At 69.4% G+C, this 22,825-nt stretch carries 26 protein-coding genes and 1 riboswitch; of the genes, 12 read left to right on the top strand and 14 right to left on the bottom strand.

From position 1 onward, the window contains the following. Positions 1-31: 31 nt before the first annotated feature. Positions 32-1,225, bottom strand: coding sequence for a class I SAM-dependent RNA methyltransferase (locus QO010_RS17830; protein ID WP_307351654.1), 1,194 nt, complete (start codon positions 1,223-1,225; stop codon positions 32-34). A gap of 243 nt (positions 1,226-1,468) precedes the next feature. On the opposite strand from QO010_RS17830, the gene QO010_RS17835 reads away from it, so the two are divergent. Together QO010_RS17835 and QO010_RS17840 are read left to right on the top strand one after the other, a co-directional pair. After that, positions 1,469-1,891 (top strand): glycine zipper 2TM domain-containing protein, encoded by a 423-nt coding sequence (locus QO010_RS17835; protein ID WP_307351395.1) that lies wholly within the window; start codon positions 1,469-1,471, stop codon positions 1,889-1,891. Positions 1,892-1,959: 68 nt separating this feature from the next. Further along, a complete protein-coding gene (locus tag QO010_RS17840; RefSeq protein WP_307351397.1) occupies positions 1,960-2,562 on the top strand; it encodes a hypothetical protein in 603 nt (200 codons plus the stop codon). Positions 2,563-2,630: 68 nt separating this feature from the next. Here QO010_RS17840 and QO010_RS17845 read toward each other — a convergent pair whose 3' ends face one another. Continuing rightward, on the bottom strand, positions 2,631-3,362 hold the full coding sequence (locus QO010_RS17845) for a TlyA family RNA methyltransferase (protein WP_307351398.1): 732 nt from the start codon (positions 3,360-3,362) through the stop codon (positions 2,631-2,633). A gap of 103 nt (positions 3,363-3,465) precedes the next feature. On the opposite strand from QO010_RS17845, the gene QO010_RS17850 reads away from it, so the two are divergent. After that, positions 3,466-4,947 carry an amidase gene (locus QO010_RS17850; RefSeq protein ID WP_307351399.1) on the top strand — a complete coding sequence of 494 codons (1,482 nt, stop codon included), beginning with the start codon at positions 3,466-3,468 and terminating at the stop codon, positions 4,945-4,947. Between the two features lie 21 nt (positions 4,948-4,968). On the opposite strand, the gene infA is transcribed toward QO010_RS17850, so the two are convergent. Further along, positions 4,969-5,247, bottom strand: a complete 279-nt coding sequence (gene infA, locus QO010_RS17855; RefSeq protein ID WP_442320011.1) for a translation initiation factor IF-1 — start codon at positions 5,245-5,247, stop codon at positions 4,969-4,971. Between the two features lie 93 nt (positions 5,248-5,340). Next, positions 5,341-5,550, bottom strand: a complete 210-nt coding sequence (locus tag QO010_RS17860) for a cold-shock protein (protein ID WP_307351400.1) — start codon at positions 5,548-5,550, stop codon at positions 5,341-5,343. A 238-nt stretch (positions 5,551-5,788) separates the two neighbouring features. On the opposite strand from QO010_RS17860, the gene QO010_RS17865 reads away from it, so the two are divergent. After that, complete coding sequence (locus tag QO010_RS17865; protein WP_307351401.1) at positions 5,789-6,649, top strand: tetratricopeptide repeat protein; 861 nt, start codon at positions 5,789-5,791, stop codon at positions 6,647-6,649. After that, the gene (locus QO010_RS17870; RefSeq protein WP_307351402.1) at positions 6,639-7,274 is read left to right on the top strand and encodes a flavin reductase family protein; all 636 of its coding nucleotides are present in this window, start codon (positions 6,639-6,641) and stop codon (positions 7,272-7,274) included. The genes QO010_RS17865 and QO010_RS17870 overlap by 11 nt, the downstream gene beginning before the upstream one ends. Here QO010_RS17870 and QO010_RS17875 read toward each other — a convergent pair. From QO010_RS17875 to thiC, 3 genes are read right to left on the bottom strand one after another with little or no spacing between them, the layout of a single operon-like run. Beyond that, positions 7,261-7,647: a nuclear transport factor 2 family protein gene (locus QO010_RS17875; RefSeq protein ID WP_307351403.1), complete on the bottom strand. Its 387-nt coding sequence runs from the start codon at positions 7,645-7,647 to the stop codon at positions 7,261-7,263. The genes QO010_RS17870 and QO010_RS17875 overlap by 14 nt on opposite strands. Further along, positions 7,644-8,138: a GNAT family N-acetyltransferase gene (locus QO010_RS17880; protein ID WP_307351404.1), complete on the bottom strand. Its 495-nt coding sequence runs from the start codon at positions 8,136-8,138 to the stop codon at positions 7,644-7,646. Before QO010_RS17880 ends, QO010_RS17875 begins: the two co-directional genes overlap by 4 nt. Further along, complete coding sequence (gene thiC / locus QO010_RS17885) at positions 8,135-9,967, bottom strand: phosphomethylpyrimidine synthase ThiC (protein ID WP_307351405.1); 1,833 nt, start codon at positions 9,965-9,967, stop codon at positions 8,135-8,137. The genes QO010_RS17880 and thiC overlap by 4 nt, the downstream gene beginning before the upstream one ends. Positions 9,968-10,021: 54 nt before the next feature. Next, a riboswitch (TPP riboswitch) is annotated at positions 10,022-10,129 on the bottom strand. A gap of 88 nt (positions 10,130-10,217) precedes the next feature. Here thiC and QO010_RS17890 point away from each other — a divergent pair. The 4 genes from QO010_RS17890 to QO010_RS17905 all read left to right on the top strand — a co-directional run bounded on the left by QO010_RS17890 (position 10,218) and on the right by QO010_RS17905 (position 13,469). After that, positions 10,218-11,015 (top strand): hypothetical protein, encoded by a 798-nt coding sequence (locus tag QO010_RS17890; protein ID WP_307351406.1) that lies wholly within the window; start codon positions 10,218-10,220, stop codon positions 11,013-11,015. Positions 11,016-11,107: 92 nt separating this feature from the next. Continuing rightward, the gene (locus QO010_RS17895; RefSeq protein WP_307351407.1) at positions 11,108-11,869 is read left to right on the top strand and encodes a hypothetical protein; all 762 of its coding nucleotides are present in this window, start codon (positions 11,108-11,110) and stop codon (positions 11,867-11,869) included. Continuing rightward, on the top strand, positions 11,866-12,681 hold the full coding sequence (locus QO010_RS17900) for a hypothetical protein (protein WP_307351409.1): 816 nt from the start codon (positions 11,866-11,868) through the stop codon (positions 12,679-12,681). The genes QO010_RS17895 and QO010_RS17900 overlap by 4 nt, the downstream gene beginning before the upstream one ends. Next, positions 12,678-13,469 (top strand): hypothetical protein, encoded by a 792-nt coding sequence (locus QO010_RS17905; RefSeq protein WP_307351410.1) that lies wholly within the window; start codon positions 12,678-12,680, stop codon positions 13,467-13,469. The genes QO010_RS17900 and QO010_RS17905 overlap by 4 nt, the downstream gene beginning before the upstream one ends. 6 nt (positions 13,470-13,475) lie before the next feature. On the opposite strand, the gene ypfJ is transcribed toward QO010_RS17905, so the two are convergent. The 4 genes from ypfJ to QO010_RS17925 form a co-directional block, all read right to left on the bottom strand. Then, a complete protein-coding gene (gene ypfJ, locus QO010_RS17910; RefSeq protein WP_307351411.1) occupies positions 13,476-14,336 on the bottom strand; it encodes a KPN_02809 family neutral zinc metallopeptidase in 861 nt (286 codons plus the stop codon). Between the two features lie 85 nt (positions 14,337-14,421). Continuing rightward, the gene (locus QO010_RS17915; RefSeq protein WP_307351412.1) at positions 14,422-14,808 is read right to left on the bottom strand and encodes a hypothetical protein; all 387 of its coding nucleotides are present in this window, start codon (positions 14,806-14,808) and stop codon (positions 14,422-14,424) included. 6 nt (positions 14,809-14,814) lie between these two features. Continuing rightward, entirely contained in the window at positions 14,815-15,372 is a 558-nt protein-coding gene (locus QO010_RS17920; protein ID WP_307351414.1) for a tetratricopeptide repeat protein, read from the bottom strand. A gap of 76 nt (positions 15,373-15,448) precedes the next feature. Continuing rightward, positions 15,449-16,012, bottom strand: coding sequence for a tetratricopeptide repeat protein (locus QO010_RS17925; RefSeq protein ID WP_307351415.1), 564 nt, complete (start codon positions 16,010-16,012; stop codon positions 15,449-15,451). Positions 16,013-16,083: 71 nt separating this feature from the next. Between QO010_RS17925 and cuyA the strand changes: the two genes are divergently transcribed. Genes cuyA through QO010_RS17940 form a run of 3 tightly spaced genes read left to right on the top strand, consistent with a single transcriptional unit; the run spans position 16,084 to position 19,556 of the window. Then, the gene (cuyA, locus tag QO010_RS17930; RefSeq protein ID WP_307351417.1) at positions 16,084-17,085 is read left to right on the top strand and encodes a D-cysteate sulfo-lyase; all 1,002 of its coding nucleotides are present in this window, start codon (positions 16,084-16,086) and stop codon (positions 17,083-17,085) included. Beyond that, positions 17,082-17,741 (top strand): cysteate racemase, encoded by a 660-nt coding sequence (gene cuyB / locus QO010_RS17935; RefSeq protein WP_307351419.1) that lies wholly within the window; start codon positions 17,082-17,084, stop codon positions 17,739-17,741. Before cuyA ends, cuyB begins: the two co-directional genes overlap by 4 nt. 51 nt (positions 17,742-17,792) lie before the next feature. After that, on the top strand, positions 17,793-19,556 hold the full coding sequence (locus QO010_RS17940; protein WP_307351421.1) for a hypothetical protein: 1,764 nt from the start codon (positions 17,793-17,795) through the stop codon (positions 19,554-19,556). Positions 19,557-19,563: 7 nt separating this feature from the next. On the opposite strand, the gene QO010_RS17945 is transcribed toward QO010_RS17940, so the two are convergent. The 3 genes from QO010_RS17945 to tauD form a co-directional block, all read right to left on the bottom strand. Further along, complete coding sequence (locus QO010_RS17945) at positions 19,564-20,442, bottom strand: DsbA family protein (RefSeq protein ID WP_307351422.1); 879 nt, start codon at positions 20,440-20,442, stop codon at positions 19,564-19,566. Positions 20,443-20,512: 70 nt separating this feature from the next. Continuing rightward, positions 20,513-21,814 (bottom strand): MFS transporter, encoded by a 1,302-nt coding sequence (locus tag QO010_RS17950; RefSeq protein ID WP_307351424.1) that lies wholly within the window; start codon positions 21,812-21,814, stop codon positions 20,513-20,515. 76 nt (positions 21,815-21,890) lie between these two features. Further along, on the bottom strand, positions 21,891-22,748 hold the full coding sequence (gene tauD / locus QO010_RS17955) for a taurine dioxygenase (protein WP_307351425.1): 858 nt from the start codon (positions 22,746-22,748) through the stop codon (positions 21,891-21,893). Between the last annotated feature and the right edge of the window lie 77 nt (positions 22,749-22,825).

The following is a 22,825-nucleotide window of genomic DNA, read 5'->3' on the forward strand; positions in this document are numbered from 1 at the left end:
CGAAGGTTAGGAAATTCAAACCCTTAAACCCCTACCGCCCAAACACCCCCACCAGCTCGACATGCGGGCTCCACAAAAACTGGTCGACCGGCAGCACCCGCTCGAGCACGAATCCCGCATCCGTCAGGATCCGCGCATCCCGGGCGAAAGTCGCCGGGTTGCACGACACGCCCACCACCTTCGAAGCCTTCGACGCGGCGATCTCCCGGGTCTGCTCCAGCGCGCCGGCCCGGGGCGGGTCGAAGACCACCGCGTCGATCTTGGCCAGCTCACGGGACAGCACCGGGCGGCGGACCAGGTCGCGGGCCTCGGCGGTGATGGCTTTGAGGCCCGGCGCCGTGGCGATGCCGGCCTTCAGGGCGGCGATGGCCCCCTCGGCGGAGTCGGCGGCCAGGACCGGGGCGACGGCGGCCAGGCGGAAGGTGAAGGTCCCCACCCCGCAATAGAGGTCGGCGATGCGGTGGGCGCCGGCCACGGCCTGGGCGGCGAAATCGGCCATGGCGGCTTCGGCCTGGGGAACGGCCTGCAGGAAGGCGCCCGGCGGCAGGGCGACCAGGGCCGGACCCAGGCGCACGGTCGGCTGGCGGGCCAGATAGACCATCTCGCCGCCCAGGGTGACCCGGGCCATGTCGGCGGCCTGGGCGGCCTCGGCGGCCCGCATCCGGGCGTCGGCCGAGAGGCCGCCGCTCTTGCGTTCGACCCCGCTGACCTCGACGTCCAGGCCGGTCCGGGTCCAGGTGATGTGCAGGGTGGGCGCCGACTTGGGGTGCTCCAGGAACGGGGCGGCCAGGCGCGCCAGGGCCGGCAGCGCCGCCACCAGACGCGGGTCGGACACCGGGCAGACGGCGATTTCGACCAGGCCCCAGGAGCGGCGGCCCTTGAATCCCAGCCTGGCCGGTCCGTGCAGGCCTCTGCCCGGCCGGGCGTGCAGCGCCCAGCGGCGGCGCGAGCCCGGCGGGGCGGCGAAAACCGGCAGCATCTCAGTCTCGATCCGTTCGCGGGCCAGGGCCTGGACGATCTGGTCGGACTTCCAGGCCAGGTAGGGCTCGGCGGCCCAGTGCTGCAGGGCGCAACCGCCGCAGGCGCCGAAATGCGGACAGGGCGGCTCGACCCGGTCGGGCGAGGCGCGGAGCACTTCCTGCAGTGTGGCGCGGTCGCCTTCGCCCCGCACACGGACCTGTTCCCCAGGCAAGGTCAGCGGCGCGAAAATGGGGCCCGGCGCCATGCCGTCCCCCTGTGCGCCGACCCGGTCGATCTCGACCACAACCTCGCCGTTCAAAGTCGGCCTCCTGACTTAACGAAGGAACCCAAACGGCTCCGACCCATTAAATGCGGCGCATAGCTCGGGGCGCTGTTCCCGGATTTCCTCGAGATGTCGGAGCCGTTCAAACCCCGTTCAGGTTGGACCCGCCATCTTATCACCACCGACAGGGTCTAGGCCCTGCGGTCAAGTCAAGGAGTTGGTCGCATGAAGACCCTTATCGCTCTCGCCACCAGCGCCGCCATGGCGGTTTCGCTGTTCTCCGTGCCGGACATCGCCTCGGCGCAGTCGTCGCGGTCCTATGGCACCGGCAGCCCCTGCGCGGCCAAGAAGGACACCAAGGGCAAGCAAGGCCTGGTGACCGGCGCCATCATCGGCGGCGTGCTGGGTTCGGCCGTCGCCGGCCGCGGCAACAAGACCGAAGGCGCCCTGCTGGGCGGCACGGTCGGCGCGGTCGCCGGCAATTCCATCGGCCGTCACAAGGTCAGCTGCGCCAGCTATCCGCGCCGGCTGTCCGCCACCCGCCGGGCCAACTGCCGCTGGGTGACCGAATACTACGGCGGCCGTAACCATGGTTTCGAAGTTTGCCGCGGGCGCGATGGCGTCTGGCGGCCCTCCGGCCGGGCCTAAACCCCGCCGGAAGTGAACAAGGCGGCCGGGCGTCGGGCCCGGCCGTCAACCACTGACGGGAGTAGTCCATGCGTATCCGCACCACCCTCGCCCTGGCCCTCAGCTCGGCCGTCGCCCTCGCGGCGGCCGTTCCCGTGACGGCCTATGCCCAAACCTACTCGGGTGGCCCCGCGCCGGCCCCCGCCTATTCGGGCGGCTATGCCGGCGGGACCTATTACGACCCCTGCCTGCGTGATCGCCGGCAGCGTGGGACGGGCGGGGCTCTGCTGGGGGCCGGCATCGGCGCCCTGGCCGGCAACGGCATCGCCAGCCGCGGCGCCAAGACCGAGGGCGCGGTGCTGGGCGGACTGCTCGGCGCGGTGATCGGCGGCAATGTCGGCGCCAAGACCGCCGCCTGCGCGCCGCAAGGCTATCCGCAGCAAGGCGTTTACGGCGCGCCGCCGGTCCAGAGCTATAACGACCGCGACGGTGGCTACGCCCCGGCCTACGACCCGCGCTATGACGGCTATGGCGACGAGCCCTATCCGGCGCCCCAGCCTGTGGCCCGGGGCCCGGTCGGCGAGGACTGCACCCTGGCCGAAAGCCCCATCTACCTGCCCGACGGCAGCGTCCAGAAGCGCTTCGTGCGCGTCTGCCGCGGCTCGGACGGCCGCTATGTCGTGGTCGACTGACGCCACCTGCCGGCTTTAGCTGACCGAGAGGCCGCCCGTCCCCAGCGGGCGGCCTTTTTCGTTTGCCGTCACGCCCGGCGGGCCCAGAGCAGATATTCCAGATTGCCGTCCCCGCCGGCGATAGGGCTGTCGGCGGTTTGCAGCACCCGCCAGCCCTGGGTCTCCAGCCAGCCGCCGACCGCCTCCAGCGCCGCCAGCCGCGCCGCCGGGTCCTTGACCAGGCCGCCCTTCCCCACCCGCTCGGGCCCCACCTCGAACTGCGGCTTGACCAGGGCGACCAGGTCCGCGCCAGGCCCCGCCAGGGCCAGGGCGGCCGGCAGGGTCTTGGCCAGGCCGATGAAGCTGACATCCGTGACGATCAGGTCCGGCGCGGTGTCGATCAGCGCTGTGTCCAGGGCGCGGGCGTCGACGCCGGAAAGGTCGACGACCCGCGGATCGGCCCGCACCCGCTCATGCAGCTGGCCCCGGCCGACGTCCACCGCATAGACCCTGGCCGCGCCCCGGCTCAGGCACACCTCGCTGAACCCGCCGGTCGAGGCGCCGACATCCAGCACCGTGCGGCCCTCGACCGCAACCGGCCAGAGCGCCAGGGCGTGGGCCAGCTTCAGCGCCCCGCGCCCGACCCAGGGATGGGCCGCCGTCGCCTCCAACACGGCGTCGGACGCCACCGCCTCGGATGGCTTGCCCACCCGCCGCCCCGCCGCCATCACCAGCCCGGCGGCGATCGCCTCGCGGGCCTTGGCGCGGCTGTCGAACAGGCCGCGTTCCACCAGCAGGACGTCGATGCGTTTGCGCTCCATGCCCCCGCTATAGCGCCTTGGCGTTGCCAGCCGAAATGATCCGGTCCAACCTTGGCTGCGTAGGAGACGCAGCAAGACGTCCCTCTGGGGGAGGCAAACCGACATGACCGACATCACCCGCCGCGCCGTGATGGCCAGCGGCGCCGCCCTGGCCGCCGCGACGCCCGCCCTGGCCAAGCCTAATGCCACGCCGGCCGCCGGGCCGTGGATCGGCGACGCCACCGACCTGGCCGCCCAGATCCGCTCCGGCAAGATCAGCGCCGTCGAGGCCGTCGAGACCGCCATCCGCAACGCCGAGGCGCTGCAGCCAAAACTCAACTTCATCGTCAATTCCTGCTTCGACCGGGCGCTCGACGCGGCGAAGAAGGGCGGTCAGACCGGGCCGTTCGCGGGCGTGCCCTTCCTGATCAAGGACCTGCACGACTATGCCGGCCTGCCCACCCGCAGCGGTTCGCGCTCGGGCTACAACGCCGCGCCGGCCGCCAAGTCCGAGCCGCTGGTCGAGGCCTATGAGCGGGCGGGTTTCATCGTCATCGGCAAGTCGGCCTCGCCGGAGTTCGGCTACCTGCCGACCACCGAACCCCTGGCCTTTGGGCCGACCCACAATCCCTGGAATCCCGGCCGCTCGAGCGGCGGTTCCTCGGGCGGGGCGGCGGCGGCCGTGGCCTCCGGCGTCATCCCCATCGCCCACGCCAGCGACGGCGGCGGCTCAATCCGCATTCCGGCTTCGTGCTGCGGCCTGTTTGGGCTCAAGCCCTCGCGCGGGCGGATGATCGGGGCCAAGACCGAGTTCGACGTGACCGACATCAGCGTCCAGCACGCCGAGACCCGCACGGTCCGCGACTCGGCCCTGCTGTTCGCGGCCACCGAAAACCCCAGCGGGCCTCTCGCCCCCATCGGCCCGGTGCTGGGCCCGTCCAAGCGCAGGCTGAAGGTCGGTATGATCCTGAAGACCGTCGGCGGCGAGGATCCGGACGAGGCGGTGGCGGCCGCCTTCTACGACACCGCCAAGCTGCTCAAGGCGATGGGCCATGGGGTCAAGGCGGCGGCCTGGCCGGTGACCGGCGCCTTTACCCAGGACTTCCTCACCCTGTGGGCGGCCGGCGCGGCGGCGGACGCCGCCGCCGTCTCGAAGGCGGCCGGAAGGCCCGCCGACGAAACCCTGATGGAGCCCTTCTCGCTGGCCATGGCCCAGATGGTCGCCAAGGCGCCGCCGGGCACGGTCGAGGCCGCCATCGGCCGGCTGACCCAGGTGGTCGCCGACTTCGACAAATGGATCAGCCAGTACGACGTCGTCGTCTCGCCGGTGCTGGCCAAGCCGCCGGTTCCGCTGGGCTATGTGTCAGGGGATGTGAAGTTCGAGGAGCTGTCGGCGCGCCTGACCCACTATGTGGGCTACACGCCGCTGGAAAACGTCGCCGGCGCCCCGGCGATGAGCGTGCCCCTGCACTGGACGGCGGACGGCCTGCCGGTCGGCGTGCACTTCATCGCCCGGCGCGGCCAGGAGCGGACCCTGTTCGAACTGGCCTACGCGCTCGAGGCGGCGCAGCCCTGGGCTCACAGGAAGCCGCCGATCTCCGTCTAGGCCCAGAGCCCGGACGGGAGACTAGCGGCGCTTGAACTGCTGGCCGCCCCGCATCGGGCCGGCATAGGGGCGCGCGCCCTCGGTCTTGTGGCGGAAGGTGATGCGACCCCTGTCGAGGTCATAGGGCGTCATCTCGACCGTCACCCGGTCACCGACCAGGGCGCGGATCTTGTTCCGCTTCATACGGCCGGCCGTGTAGGCCAGGACCATATGGTCGTTGTCCAGCTTGACCCGGAAGCGCCCCTCAGGGAGCAGCTCGGTGATCAGGCCTTCGAACTCGATGAATTCTTCTTTGGCCAAACTTATCTCCAGGAAAGGCAACGCGCGCCGCAGCCATAGGGCTGCGACGCGCGCACCATAATACGGTGGTCCGTGACGGCCACCAAGGTCTCTTTAGGCGTGGCGCAGTTGGCCCGCGGATTCCTTGCCCGAGCGACGATCGCGCTCGAGTTCGTAGCCGACCTTCTGACCTTCGGCGAGCGAGCCGAGGCCCGCGCGCTCGACGGCGGAAACGTGCACGAAGACGTCCTTGCCGCCGTCATCCGGTTGGATGAAGCCATAACCCTTGGTGGTGTTGAACCATTTGACAGTGCCGGTAGCCATTTCAGCCTCTCCGTTTAGGTGTCCCGCCGGAACGGCTCCGGGCGGGTATCGAGGTCTGAAAGGCGTCTTGTAGATCCGCGCGCAGACGGGGCGGAAACTTGCAGAGCGTTGCGCGTCAGAATTCGATGGCAAGCTAGGTAAGGGCTTGAACGCAATCTGTCCAGTAGCAGCGACCGTTGTTGAGGGCCGTTTGACGTGTCAGTCTCCACCCAAGCAGGGGGAGGCTCATATGCCCACAATGAGTGGAAAATCGCGCTGGGTGTCGATCGCCCTGACCGTCGCGGCCGGCCTGGTCCTGGCCTCGCCGGGCGCCGCCCTGGCTCGGGCCAAGGGCGATCCGGCCGCCATTGCGGGGGCGGCCGACTTCGCCGCCCTGGACGCCCAGGAGGCCGCCGACGCCAAGATCGTGCAGTCGGCGCTGAAGACCCTGATCGAAGAGCGGGGACCTGGCCTCAAGCGCAAGCTGCCGCAGATCCGGGCCGTGCTGGCCCGCGCGCCCGCCGTCTATCCCCTGGTCGAGAAGCGGGAGGGCGGCCTGATCATCGTCCGCTCCGACAACCTGGCCCTGGGCCTGGTCAGCGCCCTGACCGGCGGCGGCGGCGAGGGTCAGACGACCGTCGAGCAGCGGTTCAACACCTATATCTACGCCGCCTACATCCTGGGCTGGTACGCCAACGAGACCCGCCATGCGGAGGATGCGCTGGAGCCGCTGGCCAAGGGCCTGGCCCTGCAGCCGGGCAACGCCATGCTGACCGGCGAGCAGAACGCCGCCCTGATCGTCCTGCGCCGCTTCCCCGAGGCCCTGGCCGCCAACGACCTGGCCCTGGCCCAGCCGTTCATCGATGACGTGTTCCACGCCCAGCTGCTGCGCAACCGCGGCTATGTGCTGATCGAACTGGGCCGGATGGACGAGGCGGAGACGGCCTATAACGAGTCCCTCAAGCTGGCGCCGGGCAACCGCACCGCGCTCAGCGAGCTGGAATTCATCCGCCAGCGGCGGGCCGGCATGCCGCCGGTCCCCGGCGCCGGGCCGGTGATGTACACGGGCGACAAGCCGACCCCGGGCCAGACCCCGCCGCCCGCCGACGATGGCAACTGAGGTCCATTCCTACCGGCCCGGTCAGGGCCATGGCCTGGCCCACGACCCGTTCAACGCCATCGTCGGGCCCCGCCCGATCGGCTGGATTTCGACCCGCGCCGCCGACGGGACGCTCAATCTCGCCCCCTACAGCTTCTTCAACGCCTTCAACTACCGCCCCCCCATCGTCGGCTTCGCCACCATCGGCTGGAAGGACACCGTCCAGAACGTCCAGGATACCGGCGAATTCTGCTGGAATCTGGCCACCCACGACCTGGCTCACCCCATGAACGCCAGCTCCGAGACCCTGCCCCCCGAGGTCGACGAGTTCGCCCTGGCCGGCCTGACGCCCCTGGCGGGCGACCTGGTCGCCGCGCCGCGGGTGGCCGAGAGCCCGGTCAGCTTCGAGTGCAAGCTGAGCCAGCTTATCCAGCTGACGGGCGCCGACGGAACGCCCGTGAAGACCTGGCTGATCCTGGGCGAGGTGGTGATGATCCACATCGCCAAGGCGCTCTTGAAAGACGGCGTCTACGACACCGCCGCCGCCCGCCCGATCCTCAGAGCCGGCGGCGCGGGCGGCTATGCGCTGATCACGCCCGAGAGCATGTTCGAGATGATCCGGCCGGACTTCCTCAGGAAGCCTTAGCCAGCATCGCGCCCATAAGCTGGTGCAGCAGGTTGATGGCCTTGAGCGGCCGCACCATCACCTTGAACCGGGTGATCCTGCCGGCGGCGTTCCACCAGATCATGTCGACCCCGTTGATGCGGATACCGTCGATCACGCAGGCGAACTCCAGCACCGCCGAATTCTCGGCCCGCCATTCGCCTAGGTATTCGAAGCTGGGGTTGTTCAGCACCTGCAGGGCGCTGAGCAGATATTTGGCGGTGATCGCCTTACCGACCTGCGGGGTGTGAACGACGGGGCTCTCGAACACCGCGCCCTCGTCCAGCAGGGCGTCGAGCTTCTGCGGGTCGCGGCTGTCGATGTAGTCGTGCCAGAGGCGGATCGGGTCGGTCATTTCAGGCGCTTCCACATCAGCAGGTCATCGGAATAGGCGCCGTCGACCAGCAGCGACCGCGGCTCCAGACCGTAGGACTCGAACCCGACCGATTCATAGAGGGAAACGGCCGCCCTGTTGTCCGCCACCGCGACCAGGAAGACGCTCTCGACGACGCTCCGGGCATGGTCGAGCACGGTGGTCATCAGAGCCCGGCCCACGCCCTTGCCGCGCCCCTCTGGCATGACGAAGACGCTGTAGATCAGCCCCTTGTGGCGCTCCTTGGCGTTGGTCTTGGGCATCAGGCCGACCAGGCCCAGCACCACGCCATTTGCCTCGGCCACGAAGACAGCGCCATCGCGCACAGCCTCGTCGAAGGCGGACGCCGGCTTGGCCTCCTCCTCGGCCAGGGTGGCGACGAAGTTGATCTCGTCGAGACGCAGGGTCGTGAGGCGCAACTGGCGGAACAACGGGCCCTCGTCGGGGCCCAGGCGGCGGATGGTGAAACTCATGTCTGGGGTTTTACCGCCACGTCGATCTCCCCGCCAACCTCACGGAACTTCTGGCTCATGGCGTCCATCCCCGCCTGGATCTCGTTGGGCGCCATGCCGGCGGCGAACTCGCGGACCTCGCGGGTGATCTGCATGGAGCAGAACTTCGGACCGCACATCGAGCAGAAATGGGCGGTCTTGTGGGCCTCCTTGGGCAGGGTCTCGTCGTGGTATTCGCGCGCCGTTTCCGGGTCGAGGCCCAGGTTGAACTGGTCTTCCCAGCGGAACTCGAAGCGGGCTCGGCTCAGGGCGTCGTCCCAGGCCTGGGCGCCGGGATGGCCCTTGGCCAGGTCCCCGGCATGGGCGGCGATCTTGTAGGCGATGACGCCCTGCTTGACGTCCTCGCGGTCGGGCAGGCCCAGGTGCTCCTTGGGCGTGACGTAGCAGAGCATGGCGGTGCCGAACCAGCCGATCATCGCCGCCCCGATGGCGCTGGTGATGTGGTCGTAGCCGGGAGCGATGTCGGTGGTCAGCGGCCCGAGTGTGTAGAAGGGCGCCTCGCCGCAGACGGCCAGCTGCTTATCCATATTGGCCTTGATCTTGTGCATCGGCACGTGGCCGGGGCCCTCGATCATCACCTGCACGCCGTGCTTCCAGGCCACCTGGGTCAGCTCGCCCAGGGTGTCCAGTTCGGCGAACTGGGCCGCGTCATTGGCGTCGGCGATCGAGCCGGGGCGCAGGCCGTCGCCCAGGCTGAACGAGACGTCATAGGCCCGCATGATCTCGCAGATATCCTCGAAATGGTCGTAGAGGAAGTTCTCGCGGTGATGGGCCAGGCACCACTTGGCCATGATCGAGCCGCCCCGGCTGACGATGCCGGTCACCCGCCTGGCGGTCAGCGGGATATAGGGCAGCCGCACCCCGGCATGGATGGTGAAATAGTCGACGCCCTGCTCGGCCTGCTCGATCAGGGTGTCGCGGAACACCTCCCAGGTCAGGTCCTCGGCCACGCCCCCGACCTTCTCCAGGGCCTGGTAGATGGGCACGGTGCCGATCGGCACGGGGCTGTTGCGGACGATCCAGTCGCGGATGTTGTGGATGTTGCGCCCGGTCGACAGGTCCATGACCGTGTCGCCGCCCCAGCGGATCGACCAGACCATCTTGTCGACCTCGTCGGCGACGCTGGACAGCACCGCGCTGTTGCCGATGTTGGCGTTGATCTTGATCAGGAAGTTGCGGCCGATGGCCATCGGCTCCAGTTCGCCGTGGTTGATGTTGGCCGGGATGATCGCCCGGCCGCGGGCCACCTCGGACCGCACGAACTCGGGAGTGACGAAATCGGGGATCTCGGCCCCGAAGCTCTCGCCGTCGCGCGCGCCCACCGCCTCGCGGCGCAGGTTCTCGCGGATGGCGACATACTCCATCTCCGGCGTGATCAGCCCCTTGCGGGCGTATTCCAGCTGGGTCACCGCCGCCCCGCCCTTGGCGCGATAGACCGGCCGGCCGTTGTCGGGGAACTGCGGGGCCAGGTGCTTGCCGCGCGCGAAGCCGTTGTCCTCGGGCTTGACCTGGCGGGGGTTGGCCACCGTCTCGACATCGCCCCGGGCCAGCACCCAGGCCTCGCGCGGCCGGGCCAGGCCCTTCTCGATATCGATGGTCGCCGTCGGGTCGGTGTAGGGGCCGGAGGGGTCATAGATGGTCACCGGCGGCTCATTGGCGGTCGGGTGAACGGCCACCTCGCGGAACGGCACGCGGATGTCTGGATACAGCACCCCGTTCGCGTAGACCTTGCGCGAACCGGGACGCTCTCCGGTGGGGATGGCATTGGCGATTGGGGTATGGACGTTCATGGCGAGGCTCCCAAGGACGGAGACCCGGTCGACGCATAAGCGGATGACGGGGGCCAATCCCCCGCGTTCCCTCCCTACGCCGGAATGACCCGGATCAGGTTCGGCGGGTTCCCGCGTCAGCGGTGTCTCAGGCCCTTGGGCGGGCCACCCCGGAGAACAGAGTCGGCAGACTAGGCCTGTGTCCGGCTGGGTCAAGACGCGGGCTGGCGGGAATGGCGGGGTTCGCTAAGCTGCGATTTGGGGGGTGGTCATGAACGGCACCGGATTGAAGCGGGTAACGTTCGGCGATGTGGTGATCGCCACGGCCGGGGTGGTGCGGCGCAAGGGGCTGTTGCTGCTATTGCTGGCCCTGGGCTGCCATGAGCTGCCGGCGATTCTGACCCGCCCCGTGTGGGAGTCTACAGGCCTCTCAGGCCTCTTCATCTCACCGGCCTACGACTGGCTGAAATTCGCGATCTACAGCGGAAGCCTGGCCGCCGCCTTGAGCGCCATCGCCGCCCTGGTCCTCAATGACCTGCAGGCGGACGCCGCGAACCCCGGCGTCCTGGTCCGAAAGGCGCTCCTGCGTTGGCCGGCGATGCTGGCGATCACGGCCGTCATCAACCTGCCCAGGCTGGCGGCCGCTGTCCTGATGTCCCTGACGCCCGAGATTTCCGCGCGCACCGTCAACGATCTGACGGTGGCGATTCTTGTCAGCCAGATCTTCGAGCTGATTTTCGCGGCGCTGCTGGGCTTGGCCATTCCGGTTCTGCTGCAGGAGCGGGGCGGCATCTTGCGGGCCTTCCGACGGGCGCGCGGGCTGTCGCGCGAGGCAGGCTGGCATCTGGCGATCCTGGCGCTGGTCTGGTGGTTGATGCTGGGCCTGCCATATCCGCTGGCCCGGCTGCTCGATCGTTCGGGCATTCTGCCCTTCAGCCAGGATCTGGTCCTGGCGACCCAGGGCGTGATCGACGCCCTGTGGGTGACCGCCCTGTGCGTCGTCTATCTCAAACAGCGCCGCAACCTCGGCCAGCCGCCAGCCAGCGCCATCGGCGAGGTGTTCGATTGAGCCAGGACCCAGCTCCGCCCCGCTTTGAAATCCTCCGTGTCCTGGCCGCGACGGGGGAGACGCTTTGGCGCCGGCGGCGGGCCCTCGTCCTGATGCTCCTGTTCGGCGGCGTGGCGCCGGCCGTCCTGGGGTCGCAGATCGACCTGCTGCTGCTCCGTCTTCAGGACCCCCTCTCGCAGATTCTGCATCCCATCCTGTGGCCCCTGCACGACCTTGTCGGCGACGCGGGACAGGCCTGGCTGATGTGGCTGGTCTGGGCACTGCGGCTCGTACTCTGGGCCGGCATTGGGACGATCACGGTCGGGCTGGTGGTCTGGCTGACGCTCTGCGACCATCGCGGCCGGGCGGTCAACCTGAGCGGCGCTATGGCCATGCTGACCCGAACCTTCTGGCCGCTCCTGCTGATCCAGCTGATGTTCGATGTCCAGAACTGGGGCCGCCCGCTGGCCTACCTGATGCCGCCGGCCAACGCCTGGCTGTTCACCGACCTGATCCTGCGGCTGGCGGTCATCCTGTTTACCGCCTGGTTCGGGGTCGCCGCCTCTGTCGTCATCGAGGAGGGCCTGGGCTTCCGCCAGGCCCTGGCGCGCAGCGCCACTCTCATCCGGGGACGCCGCCTGATCGTGGCCGGGCTTTGCAGCGGCATCGCCCTGGCGACGGAAATGATCTGGAAGACCATCCATGGGCTGGTCCAGCTCGCCTATGTACGGCCTCTGCCGGCCGAGACCGCCCTGTCCTATCTGCTCTACGACATACCGATGGTGCTGGCGCTCGTGTTCGAGACGGTCCTCTATCTGGAAATGCGCCGCCTACGGGACCCGTTCCCGAACGCGCCATCAGGCGTAAGCCAATGAGCAATCAGAGAACCCGCGCGCCCGGCGTCCAGCTGGGCCGCCTGCTGCGCCGGACAGGTGGGGTTGTCCGTCGCCGACCTTTGACTGTCCTGCTGCTGCTGGCCGCGCTGATGCTGCCCAACCTGCCGGTGAAGCTCGTCGATGAGTCACTGCCCAGAAGCCTGATGGCGGGCCGCGCCAATCCTCAGGTCCTGGCCTGGTATCTGGTCATTCTTATCTCGCGGGCGGTCGTGTTCGCGCTCGCCGTCGGCGCGGCGCTGCAGGCTGGCGGCGTTCGCGTGTCCGCCAGTCGGTGGGTCGGCCTGCGGGCGCTGCCGGCCGTGCTGACGATCGTGCTCCTGGCCAGCCTTCCGCAGCTGGTGTTCCAGGTGGCGGCGGCGCTGAACCCGGATCTGTTCCCGGCGCTCGGCGTCAGCGAGATTGGGTTGCTGTTCATGGCCGTGGGCCTGGCCGGCATGCTGGCGACGATGCTGATCCTGGCCTTCAGCCTGTCAGCCGGGGCCGTCGCCCTGGTCGAACGGCACGGCTTCGGCGACAGCTTCAAGCGCGCCTTCGCGCTGTCTCGCCGCGGCCGCTGGACGGTCATCCTGGGGCTGTTGGCGACATCCCTGCTCGTCGTGCTCGCCTCCGCACCCGGCCTGGTCCTGCTGGCCATGAATGTCCCCAAAGCGCCCCTCATCTCCCATCTGCTCACGACGCTGCTGAGCAATGTGCAGTTCCTGTTCTGGTGGCTGGCCTCGGCGGCCTTCTATCTCGACCGCCGTGAAGCCCATGACGGCCTGAACGACGAGCTGCTGGAGACCTTTGATTGAGCTCTAAACCCGCCCAGCGCGGCCTGGACATCGGCCATGTCGTCGCCCTGATGGTGCGGGCCGTAGTGCGTCGACCGGTGACGATACTGCTCCTGCTGGTCGCCTATATGGCCATCCTCTACGGACTGGAGGCGTTCAAGCAGTGGCTCAGTTTCATCGGCCGTGACGAGCCGCTCCGGGACGGTCCCCTGGCCGTCGTGGCCACCATCGCGGTGATGGCCTGCGGCGGGGTCGCCGCCGCCAGGGCCATGCTGCGCGCCGCCGCCGAGGGCGAGCCGGCACCCATCCCCACCGGACGCCTGCCCACCGCCTTCCTGGCCGCCGCGACGCTGGTCGCTATCGGCCATGCGCCGATCTTCCTGGCCAATAGCTTCGGACCGCTGCTGCCGGGGTTGCAGGGCATGGCCAGCCTGTTCGGCCTGGCCCGCTTCGCCACCGGCCTGGTGGTCTTGATCTTCTGGGCGCCCGCCATCGCCGGGGCCCTGACCGGAGGCGGCTCGCTGGCCGCCGTTCTGGGCAGGACGGCCGCCCTGACCAGCGGATCGCGCCTGCTGATCGGCGGCTTCTACGTGGCGGGCGTGCTGGTATCCCTGTTCTTCCTGATCATTCTGGGCGTCATCGTCACCCTGGTCGCGCCGGACGGCATGCTGCTCAGGGTGGTGGTTGCCTACATGGCAACGGCGCTGGCGGTGCTGTTCTGGCAGCTGGCCGGGACAGCCGTCCACATCGACCTCCGCCTCGCCAAGGGTCTGGCGGCCGACGGCGATGTCGCCGCGACCTTCGACTGACAAGCCCTACAGCACCGCCGCCCGGAAGGTGTCGCAGTCGGCCGGGTCGCCGTTCTGGAAGCCCTTCTGGAACCAGCGCATCCGCTGCTCGCTGGTGCCGTGGGTGAAGCTGTCGGGGACGACCTCGCCCTGGGTCTTGGCCTGCAGGGTGTCGTCGCCGACCGCCGAGGCGGCGGCCATGCCGTCGGCGATGTCGCGGCCGTCGATGCCGATGGCGCCGTTGGAGACCTGGCCGGCCCGGGCCGCCCAGACCCCGGCATAGCAGTCGGCCTGCAGCTCCAGCCGCACCGAGCCGCTCTCGGCCCCGCGCGCGCCCAGCCGCTTGACCTCGGCCATGGCCCCCAGTTGGTTCTGCACCCCGTGGCCGATCTCGTGGGCGATGACATAGGCCCGGGCGAAATCGCCCTTGGCGCCGAACCGGGTTTCCAGCTCGTTCCAGAAGGCCAGGTCCAGATAGACCTTGCGGTCATTGGGGCAATAGAACGGCCCCATGGCCGCCTGGCCCAGGCCACAGGCCGTATCGGTGGCGCGGTCATAGAGCACCACACCGCTGGGCGGCTGATAGGTGCGGCCCGAGCGGGCGAAGATGTCGGACCAGACGTCGGTGTTCGAGGTCTCGACCACGTCGACGAACTGGGCGGCCTTGTCGTTGGGCGATCCCCGCACGCCCGCCTGGCCCGAGATCGGCGCATTGCCGTCGCTGGTCAGCATGCTGAGCATGTCGTTGGGATCGATATGGAAGACGAAGACCCCGATCAGCAGCACCACCAGCCCACCAAGCCCGATGCCGCCGGCGGCCCGGGCGCCCCCGCCCATGCCGCGGCGATCCTCGATATTGCCTTCCCGCCGTCCGCCTTCCCAGCGCATCGGTCCGCTCCCTGAAGTCCCCTGCCGCAGACCTTAGCGCCGAAGTTTGGATTTGGCTGCACGGCTTCGCGTCAGGCGAGAAGCGCTATTTCTTCGGCGGCGGGCCGTCGATGGCCGGGCGGATGGCCAGGATGCGGGCATTGCTGGCCGCCAGCTGCTGGTCCTGCAGGATGCGGATGCGCTCGGCGTCGGCCGCCAGCTGGGCGTCGAGCGGTGGGGGCTTGAGACCGGGAACCGGCGGGCTGGCGTAGGGCGAGGTCTGTTTCAGGGCCTGGATGGTCTGCTGGGCCTGATAGCGCTGCTGGGCGGCGAAGGCGTCGCGCTGGGCGGCGAGCGCCTGCTGGCGGGCCAGCTCCATGTCCTGCCAGGCCGCGTCGCGCTGCAGCTGGTCGAAGCCGGGCGTGGTCTGGGCGGCGGCGGCCCCTGTTAGAGCTGCCGCCACGAACACCAGCGGATACAGAACCTTACGCACGAGACCTCAGGGCTGGCTGACCGTGAAGCGGGTCAGTTCCTTCTTCGGAGCGTCCCAGTCGGGCTTGAGTTCCGAGGCCTTGAGATAGTCGAAATAGGCCGACTTCATGTCGTCCAGGCCCTCGTTGGCCAGGGCGCGGTTGTAATAGGCCTTCTCCGGCTCGTCGGAGCCCAGCTTCAGCCCCTTGTCGATCTCGGCCAGGCCCATCGCGTACTGGCGCTGGGCGATGTAGGCGGCGCCGCGGTTGACGAAGGCCTCGCCCATGTCGGGGGCGATCTTCACGGCGCGGTCGAAGTCGGCCCGGGCCTTGTCATAGGCCTTGCGGCGCAGCTCGATGACCCCGCGGTTGACATAGGTGCCCGCCAGGTCCCGCCCAGCCATCAGCTCGGTCTGGATGGCCAGGCTGCAGGTCTCCAGCGACTTTTCGTCGGAGAGGCCGCCTATAGCGGCCTGCGAGCAGACTCTGGCGAGGCCCCCGCCCAGCACGAAGGAGGAGGCGTTGCCGGTCAGGGGCGCGGCGAGGGTGAAAGCGGCGGCGAGGATAAGCACTGATTTCGGGGTCATGGGGTCCCTCCGAGGCGTGCGGTCATGGCGCAACCTCAGGGTAGCACGAACCAAGGCCCTTGCCGACTAGTGATACTCAGGCCCAGTCGGTGGGAAACTTGGCCAGTTCCCGGCGCGGGACGTCCCAGTCGGGGGCCAGCTGCGAGGCCTTGATCAGGTCGCCATAGGCCGCCTGGAGATTGTCCAGATGCAGATTGGCCAGGGCGCGGTTGTAATAGGCGCGCTCCGGCGAGGAGGCCCCCAGCGCCAGGCCGCGGTCGATGGCGTTGACCGCCAGGTCGTAGCGGCGCTGGGCGATCAGCGCCGCGCCTTGGTTGACGAAGGCCTCGCCCATGTCGGGGGCCAGGGTCGCCGCGCGGTCGAAATCGGCCAAGGCCCGATCATAGGCCTTGCGCCGCAGCTGCAGCACGCCGCGATTGATATAGGTGCGGGCCAGGTCGCGATTGGACAGCAGATCGGTGGCGATGGCCTGGGTGCAGAGCTGCAGCGCCGCGTCGTCGCGGGCGCCGTCGAACACCGACTGGGCGCAGGACTTGGCCAGGTTGCCGCCGACGACCGAGTCCGCCGCGCCGGCCGACGAGGCCAGGACCAGAGACAAAGTCAGACCCGCTGTTGCGGCCAGAAGCGATTTGGAGATCATGGCGCCCTCCCCGGCGATCCGTTGGATTCGAGACTAGGCCCCAATCGAGCGCCACTTCAAGGACCATCGTTATGCATCTCGCCCGTTTCCCGCGCGCCCGCTTTGCCCATCTGCCCACGCCGCTCGAACCCCTGCCCCGGCTGGGCGCGGCGCTGAGCGTCGATCTGTGGGTCAAGCGCGACGACTGCACGGGCCTGGCCGGCGGCGGCAACAAGACCCGCAAGCTCGAATTCCTGCTCGGCGAGGCCCTGGACCAGGGCGCCGACACCCTGATCACCCAGGGCGCTGTGCAGTCCAACCATGTCCGCCAGACCGTGGCCGCCGCCGCCCGCTTCGGCCTCAGATGCGAGGTCATCCTGGAAGAGCGCACCGGCTCGAAAGCCGCCGACTATCTGGGCTCGGGCAATGTGCTGCTCGATCGCCTGCTGGGCGCCAGTCCCCGCTTCGTCGCCGCCGACACCGACATGAACGCGGCCATGGAGGAGACGGCCGGGGCCGTGCGGCAGGCCGGCGGGACGCCCTACATCATCCCCGGCGGCGGCTCCAACCCGGTGGGCGCCCTGGGCTATGCCGACTGCGCCCGCGAACTGGTCGTCCAGGCCGACGCGCAGGGCTTGCGGATCGACCGCCTGGTCACCGCCACCGGCAGCGCCGGCACGCAAGCGGGCCTGGTCGCCGGCATGGCCCTGACCGGCGCCGACATCCCGATCCTGGGCATCGGCGTCCGCGCGCCCAAGGCCAAACAGGAGGAGAATGTCTTCAAGCTGGCCTGCCAGACCGCCGACCTGCTGGGCCAGCCCGGCAGGATCGAGCGCGAGATGGTCGTCGCCGACTGCTCCTTCGTCGGCGCCGGCTATGGCTTGATCGACCAGGCGGTGATCGACGCCCTGACCCTGACCGCCCGCACCGAGGGCCTGCTGCTCGATCCGGTCTACAGCGGCAAGGCGATGAAGGGCCTGATCGCCCTCGCCAAGCAGGGTCAGTTCAGGGGCGAGACGGTAGTCTTCCTGCACACTGGCGGGGCCCAGGGCCTGTTCGGCTATCACAGCGAGCTGGAGCCGGCCCTGGTATGAAAACGCTGGGCGTCCTGGGCGGCATGGGTCCCGCCGCCACCGTCGACTTCCTGGCCAAGCTGCAGGCCGCCACGCCGGCCGGCCGCGACCAGGACCACATCCACACCCTGGTCGACCTCAACCCACAGGTCCCCGACCGCAATGTCGACGCCCACGCCGCCGAGGCCGAGCTGGCCCGCATGGCGGCGGGCCTGCGGGACGCCGGCGCTGAGGTCCTGGCCATGCCCTGCAACACCGCCCACGCCCATGCGGCGGCGATCGAGGCGGCCTCGGGTCTTAAGCTGATCGATCTGATCGAGGTCGCCTGCGCCGCCGCCGCCGCGACAGGCGCCCGGCGCATCGGCCTGATCGGCACCGGGGCGGCCGTGGACCTCTACGCCGCCCAACTGGAGGTCATGGGTCTGACGCCCCTGCGGCTGGGCGAGGCGGGCGGGCGCCGGTTCATGGAAAACCTCTACCGGATCAAGGCCGGCGACCTGGGCCCTGGGGTCTCCGACAGCATGGCCGCCCTCGCCGAGGATCTGATCGCCGCCGGCGCGGGGGCGGTGATCGCTGCCTGCACGGAACTGCCCCTGGTGCTGAAGACCGCCTCCGCACCGCTGATCGACGCCACTCAGGCCCTGGCCGAAGCCTGTGTGACCGCCTGTTGCGATTGATCGCGGCCGCGACCTCGCGCTAGGCTCCCTTCAGTTGCAGGGGGCTTACCAGTGAAGAAAACCATCATCGGCCTGTCGCTGGGCCTGATCGCCGTCACCGCCTCGCCGGCGCTGGCCAACAACGTGCTGACCCAGACGGCCAGCACCATCTTCAGCCAGTGCGACGGCTATGGCATGCCCGCGTCCGGCGGCGACGGCATGACCAGCTACGCCAACATCTGGGGCATCTTCAATCCGCCCGGCTATGGCACCACGGCCAAGGCCGACACCAACCGCGGGACAGCCGGGATCGCCGCCTGCGACGCGGCCCTGGCCGACGAGCACCTGCTGCCCGCCTATTGGCGGCGCAAGGTCAACCTGCTGCAGGCCCGCGCCCTGCACCGGCTGGAAAAGGGCGACGCCAAGGGCGCCCTGGCCGACCTGGACCTGGCCGACGCCGCCATCGCCGACCGCGCCGATCCCTTCTTCGCCCGCAGCCAGGGGATCAGCCTGGGCCTGGTGCGCGCCTACGCCCAGGGGCTGAATGGCGACCAGGCCGGGTCGGAAGCCCTGGCCATGCGCCTGCTCAGCCAGCGGCCCTACAGCCGCCAGGCGCCGTTCTCGGCCCTGATCGCCATCGGCGAGGACGGCGATCCCAAGCTGCTGGAAATCCTGGATCGGGCCACCGCCCGGCTGCAGCCCAGCTCCATCGACGGGCTCTACAAGCGGATGATCGGCGAGGGCCGCTGGGCCGAGGCCATCCCCCTCTACGGCCAGTTGGCCGCGCCCAAGACCCGCCAGCGTTTTGCCTATGGCGGCACGGTGCTGGAATACGACACCGTCGACATCCTCAACACCAACCTGTTCTGGATCGACCGCGGCGGAAGCTATGCCTACGCCCTGGCGACCCAGGGGCGCGGGGCCGAGGCCCGGGCCGCCCTCGCCGCCGTCCGCGCGCGGTTCGAGGCCGCCCTGGTCCGCGACCCGCCGCTGCTGGCCGAGAAGAAGCCCAAGAAGTCGCAGATCGCGGCGGCGGCCAGCAAGGTCAGGCAACAGGACGCCCTGGCCGTGCGCGGCGCCGCGCAGCTGAACAGCTGGACCTCGCTGGTCGAGCGGCGGGTGAAGATCGACGAGGGTGGGGCGGGCGCCGTGGTCGACACGCTGGTCAAGGAGCCGCCGCCCCGCAACGTCATCGGCCGCGAGTTCATGACCGCCCTGGCCGTCCGCCTCAAGGCCGACCCAAAGACCCTGCCTGAAACCCTGCAGGTGGTCGCCGCCGCCACCCCGCCCCCGACCCCACCGATCCCGGCCGTGATCAAATCCCGGCGCGGCGGCGTGGCCTCCCTGTTCGAGACCCTGCCCACCGCCGAAACCGCCGAGCACCTCCCCAACTACAAGAAGGCCGGCAGCGGCATCTGGACGGGCGACGAGTCCGGCTTCACCGACGTCAAGGTCGCCCCGGCCCTGACCAGCGAATATGGCCCGGACGTCGCGACGGTGAAGTTCCGCAGCATGCAGACCAACCCCGCCGTCGCCGAGGAAATGGCCCTCCTCCGCGCCGCCGACCTGGCCCTGCAGGCCGGCAAGAGCGGGCTGATCATCCTGGCCAGGGCCGATGTCGAACACACGCTCAACTCGACCTATTACGGCTCGGTGGTGCGCAGCGATCCGACGGGGTTCAGCACCGAACTGTCGGTGGTTTTTGTCGACAAGGCCAACCTGCCGGAGCGGTTCAAGGGCGCGGAGTGGCGGGTGATCGATGCGCGGGCGGCGTACGACGCGCTGGCGCCGATCTATGTGCGGCCCGAGACGGAGAAACCGAAGAAAAAGCGATAGGGACGGGTCAAAGCCGTCCCTGGGCTTCCGCGCCGTTGAAGTAGGCCAGTCCGTCGCCCCAGTCATAGGTCGCCGCACCCGCCGGCGCCTCCGCCCCTTGCCCGCACAGGAACGCCAGCTCTTGCTCGGTCAGCACGCCCCACCGCGCGAACGCCTCCTGCGGCGTGGGGTCCGGCCGCGGGTCCGCCGTCGCGCCCGGCATCGCCGCTTCCAGCCCCGCCTCGTACTCTTCGTAAGGAACCCACCCCGCCACGGTGTGCTCCCCGCCCGGCCCCTTGAAGATCAGGGTCGGCAGCGCGTACCGGTCATGCCCCTCGGAATGCTTCAGTTCCCCATTCATCGGGCTGTCGTGCTTGAGGTGGCGGACGTAGTCGTTGGGTTCGCGGGTTTCCCGCCAGTCGGCCTGGTAGGCGGCGGCGACGTCGGGGCGTTGCTGGTCGGTGCGCCAGCGGGCCTGGTCGAGGCCTGGGACGCCCTGCGTGGCGGCCTCGAATTCGTCGGGGGTCTGGGGGCCGATGCCGAACAGGAAGATCTGCTCGCGGAAGCGGCGCAGGACGCGGTGGGCGACGTCCTGGCCCTGAAGCTCGGCGGCCTTGACCGCCGCGCCCAGCGGGTCGGTCGATTGCAGCATCAGCCGCATGGGGTGGGGATAGGGCATGCCGGTCAGTTTCCAGACCCGCTTCCAGTAGGCGCTCATCGGCTCGGCGGCCGAGACGCGGTCCCAGCCGTCCTTGCCCGTGGCGGCGTTGCCGACCAGGCCGCCCATCACCTTGCGCCAGGTCAGGTGGTGGCCATGGCGCCAGTCCAGCCGCCGCAGCAACGGCTCGGCCCCCCAGGCGGTGGAGCAGACGGCGTCGGTGTATTCGACGACCTCGACCTTGGGCATGGGACTTCTCCAGCGGGCCTGGCGGAGGGTCTCGCGCCGGCGCCCGGTTGGCAAGGCGCCGGCGCCAGGCTCAGGGCGCCGCGGCGGAGGTCGCCAGGGCCGGCCCCAGCTTTACCGGCGCGCTCTCGCGCATCATCAGCATGGCGACCAGGCCGATCAGCACCCCGCCGCCCATGTAGAAGGCCGGCGTCAGTTCCGACTGCAGCAGGTGGGTCAGGGCCGCCACATTGAACTGGGCCGAGCCGCCGAACACCGAGATGGCCAGGGCGTAGACGATGGCCAGCGTTCCCGACCGGACCTGCATCGGCAACGACTCGGTGACCGAGGTCAGCATCGCCGAGGTCGACAGGTTGAGCAGGCCCGACAGGATGGCGGTGGCGGTCATCAGGGCCGCCAGGTTGCGGAAGTGGGCGATCATCCAGAAACAGGGGCCCACGGCGATCAGCAGGGCGATCCAGAAGGTCAGCATCACCGGCCGCCGGCCATAGCGGTCCGACAGCACCCCGCCCAGCATGTCGCAGGTCAGGCCCGCCAGGCCGACCGCCACCGTCGCCCCGAACGCCAGCCTGGTGGCCATGTGCAGGGTCGTGCTGGCATAGGTGGTCATGTAGTCGAGCACGTAGTTGGCGGTGGTGCCGGCGGCCAGCATGGCGAAGCCCAGGATCACCACCCGCCAGGGAATGGGCGTCCTTGGCTTTGGCCCGGCGTCGTCCGCCGGCGCGGCCGGGACCAGCGTCTCGGCGATACCCCGGCGCAGGATCAGGGCGAACGGCACGATCACCGTCCCGACCAGCAGGGCGATCCGCCAGCCGAAGTCGCGCAGGTCGCCCGCCGACAGGATGCTGGAGAGCAAGACGCCCATCAGCCCGGCGCAGAGCACGGCGGTGTCCTGTCCCATATACTGCAGCGAGGCGTAGAAGCCGCGCCGATGCGGCGGGGCGGCTTCCAGCAGATAGGCGGTGCTGGGCCCGACCTCGCCGCCCAGGGCGAACCCCTGCAGCAGGCGGAAGATTACCGCCAGGATCGGGGCGGCGATGCCGATGCTGTGGTAGCTGGGGGTGAGCGCGATGCCGGTGATGGCAAACCCCATCAGGCTGAACGACAGCAGCATCGCCGGCCGCCGCCCGGCCCGGTCGGCGAACCGGCCGATGAAGAAAGCCCCGATCGGCCGGGTCAGGAACCCCGCCCCGAAGGTCGCCAGCGAGGCCAGCAGGCTGATGGTCGGATCCTTGGACGGAAAGAAGGTCTGGCCGATCTGTACGGCGAAGAAGCTGAAGGTCAGGAAGTCGTAGAATTCCAGCCCGTTGCCGGCCACCACCGCGGCGACCTGGCGCCAGGTCGGCGGGGCGCGTTCGGACGACGACTGCGACATACCCCGAACTCCCGCCTCGTTCAGGCTAGGAGGCCCGGAATATCGGCGTTTGGCAATCTCGGCCGGCGATCCGGCGTCAGGCTGCCTTGAAATACGGCTTGTCGCCCAGCACCGTCGCCCGGTGCATGATCCGCCGGTGGGGCAGGAAGTCGTCGACCGCCCGGTGCTGGGTGGCGCGGTTGTCCCAGAAGGCCACCGCCCCCGGCGTCCAGCGCCAGCGGACCACGAACTCGGGCTGCTGGATGTGGGCGTTGAGGAAGGCCATCAGGGCGCGGCTCTCCTCGCGGCGCAGCCCCTTGATGCGGCTGGTGAACACCGAATTGACGAAGATGCAGGGCTCGCCCGTCTCGGGATGGGTGCGGATGACCGGGTGGATGACCGGCGGATTGGCCAGCCGGCCCTTCTCATAGGCCTCGGCCCCGGCCTGCGAGCCGGCGATGCCTTGCGGGGTGAAGGCGTAGGCAAAGTCGTGAACCGCCTCCAGGCCCTCCAGGAACTTCTGCATCGGCTTGGAGAGGGCCCGGTAGGCGGCCGTCATCGAGGCCCACATGGTGTCGCCGCCCACCGGCGGCAGCTGCCGGGCATGCAGGATCGAGCCCATCGGCGGGGTGTCGATGAAGGTGACGTCGGTATGCCAGAAGTTGTTGTCGGTGGGGTTATCGACATGGTTGTCGATGATCATGATCTCGGGGTTCTTGCCGTCGCGCTCATACAGCGGATGGATGTGCAGGTCACCGAACCGCCGGGCGAAGTCGCTCTGCTGGTCGGGGGTCAGGTCCTGGTCCTCGAAGAACACCACCTGGTGCTTGAGCAGGGCGGCGCGGATGTCGCCGATCAGGTCGTCGCTGGCCGGCTCGGCCAGGTTCACCCCGCGCATGACGGCGCCGATGTTGGGGGTCAGGGGCTCGACGCCCAGGACGTTGGACCGGACCATGCGGGTTCTCCTGCAGACAGCGGCCCGCACGATCCTTCAATCAGGGTCCCGGGACAAGCCGCATCCGGCCCCCCTTC

Source organism: Caulobacter ginsengisoli (genome assembly GCF_030814835.1).
Classification (GTDB): Bacteria; Pseudomonadota; Alphaproteobacteria; order Caulobacterales; family Caulobacteraceae; genus Caulobacter; species Caulobacter ginsengisoli.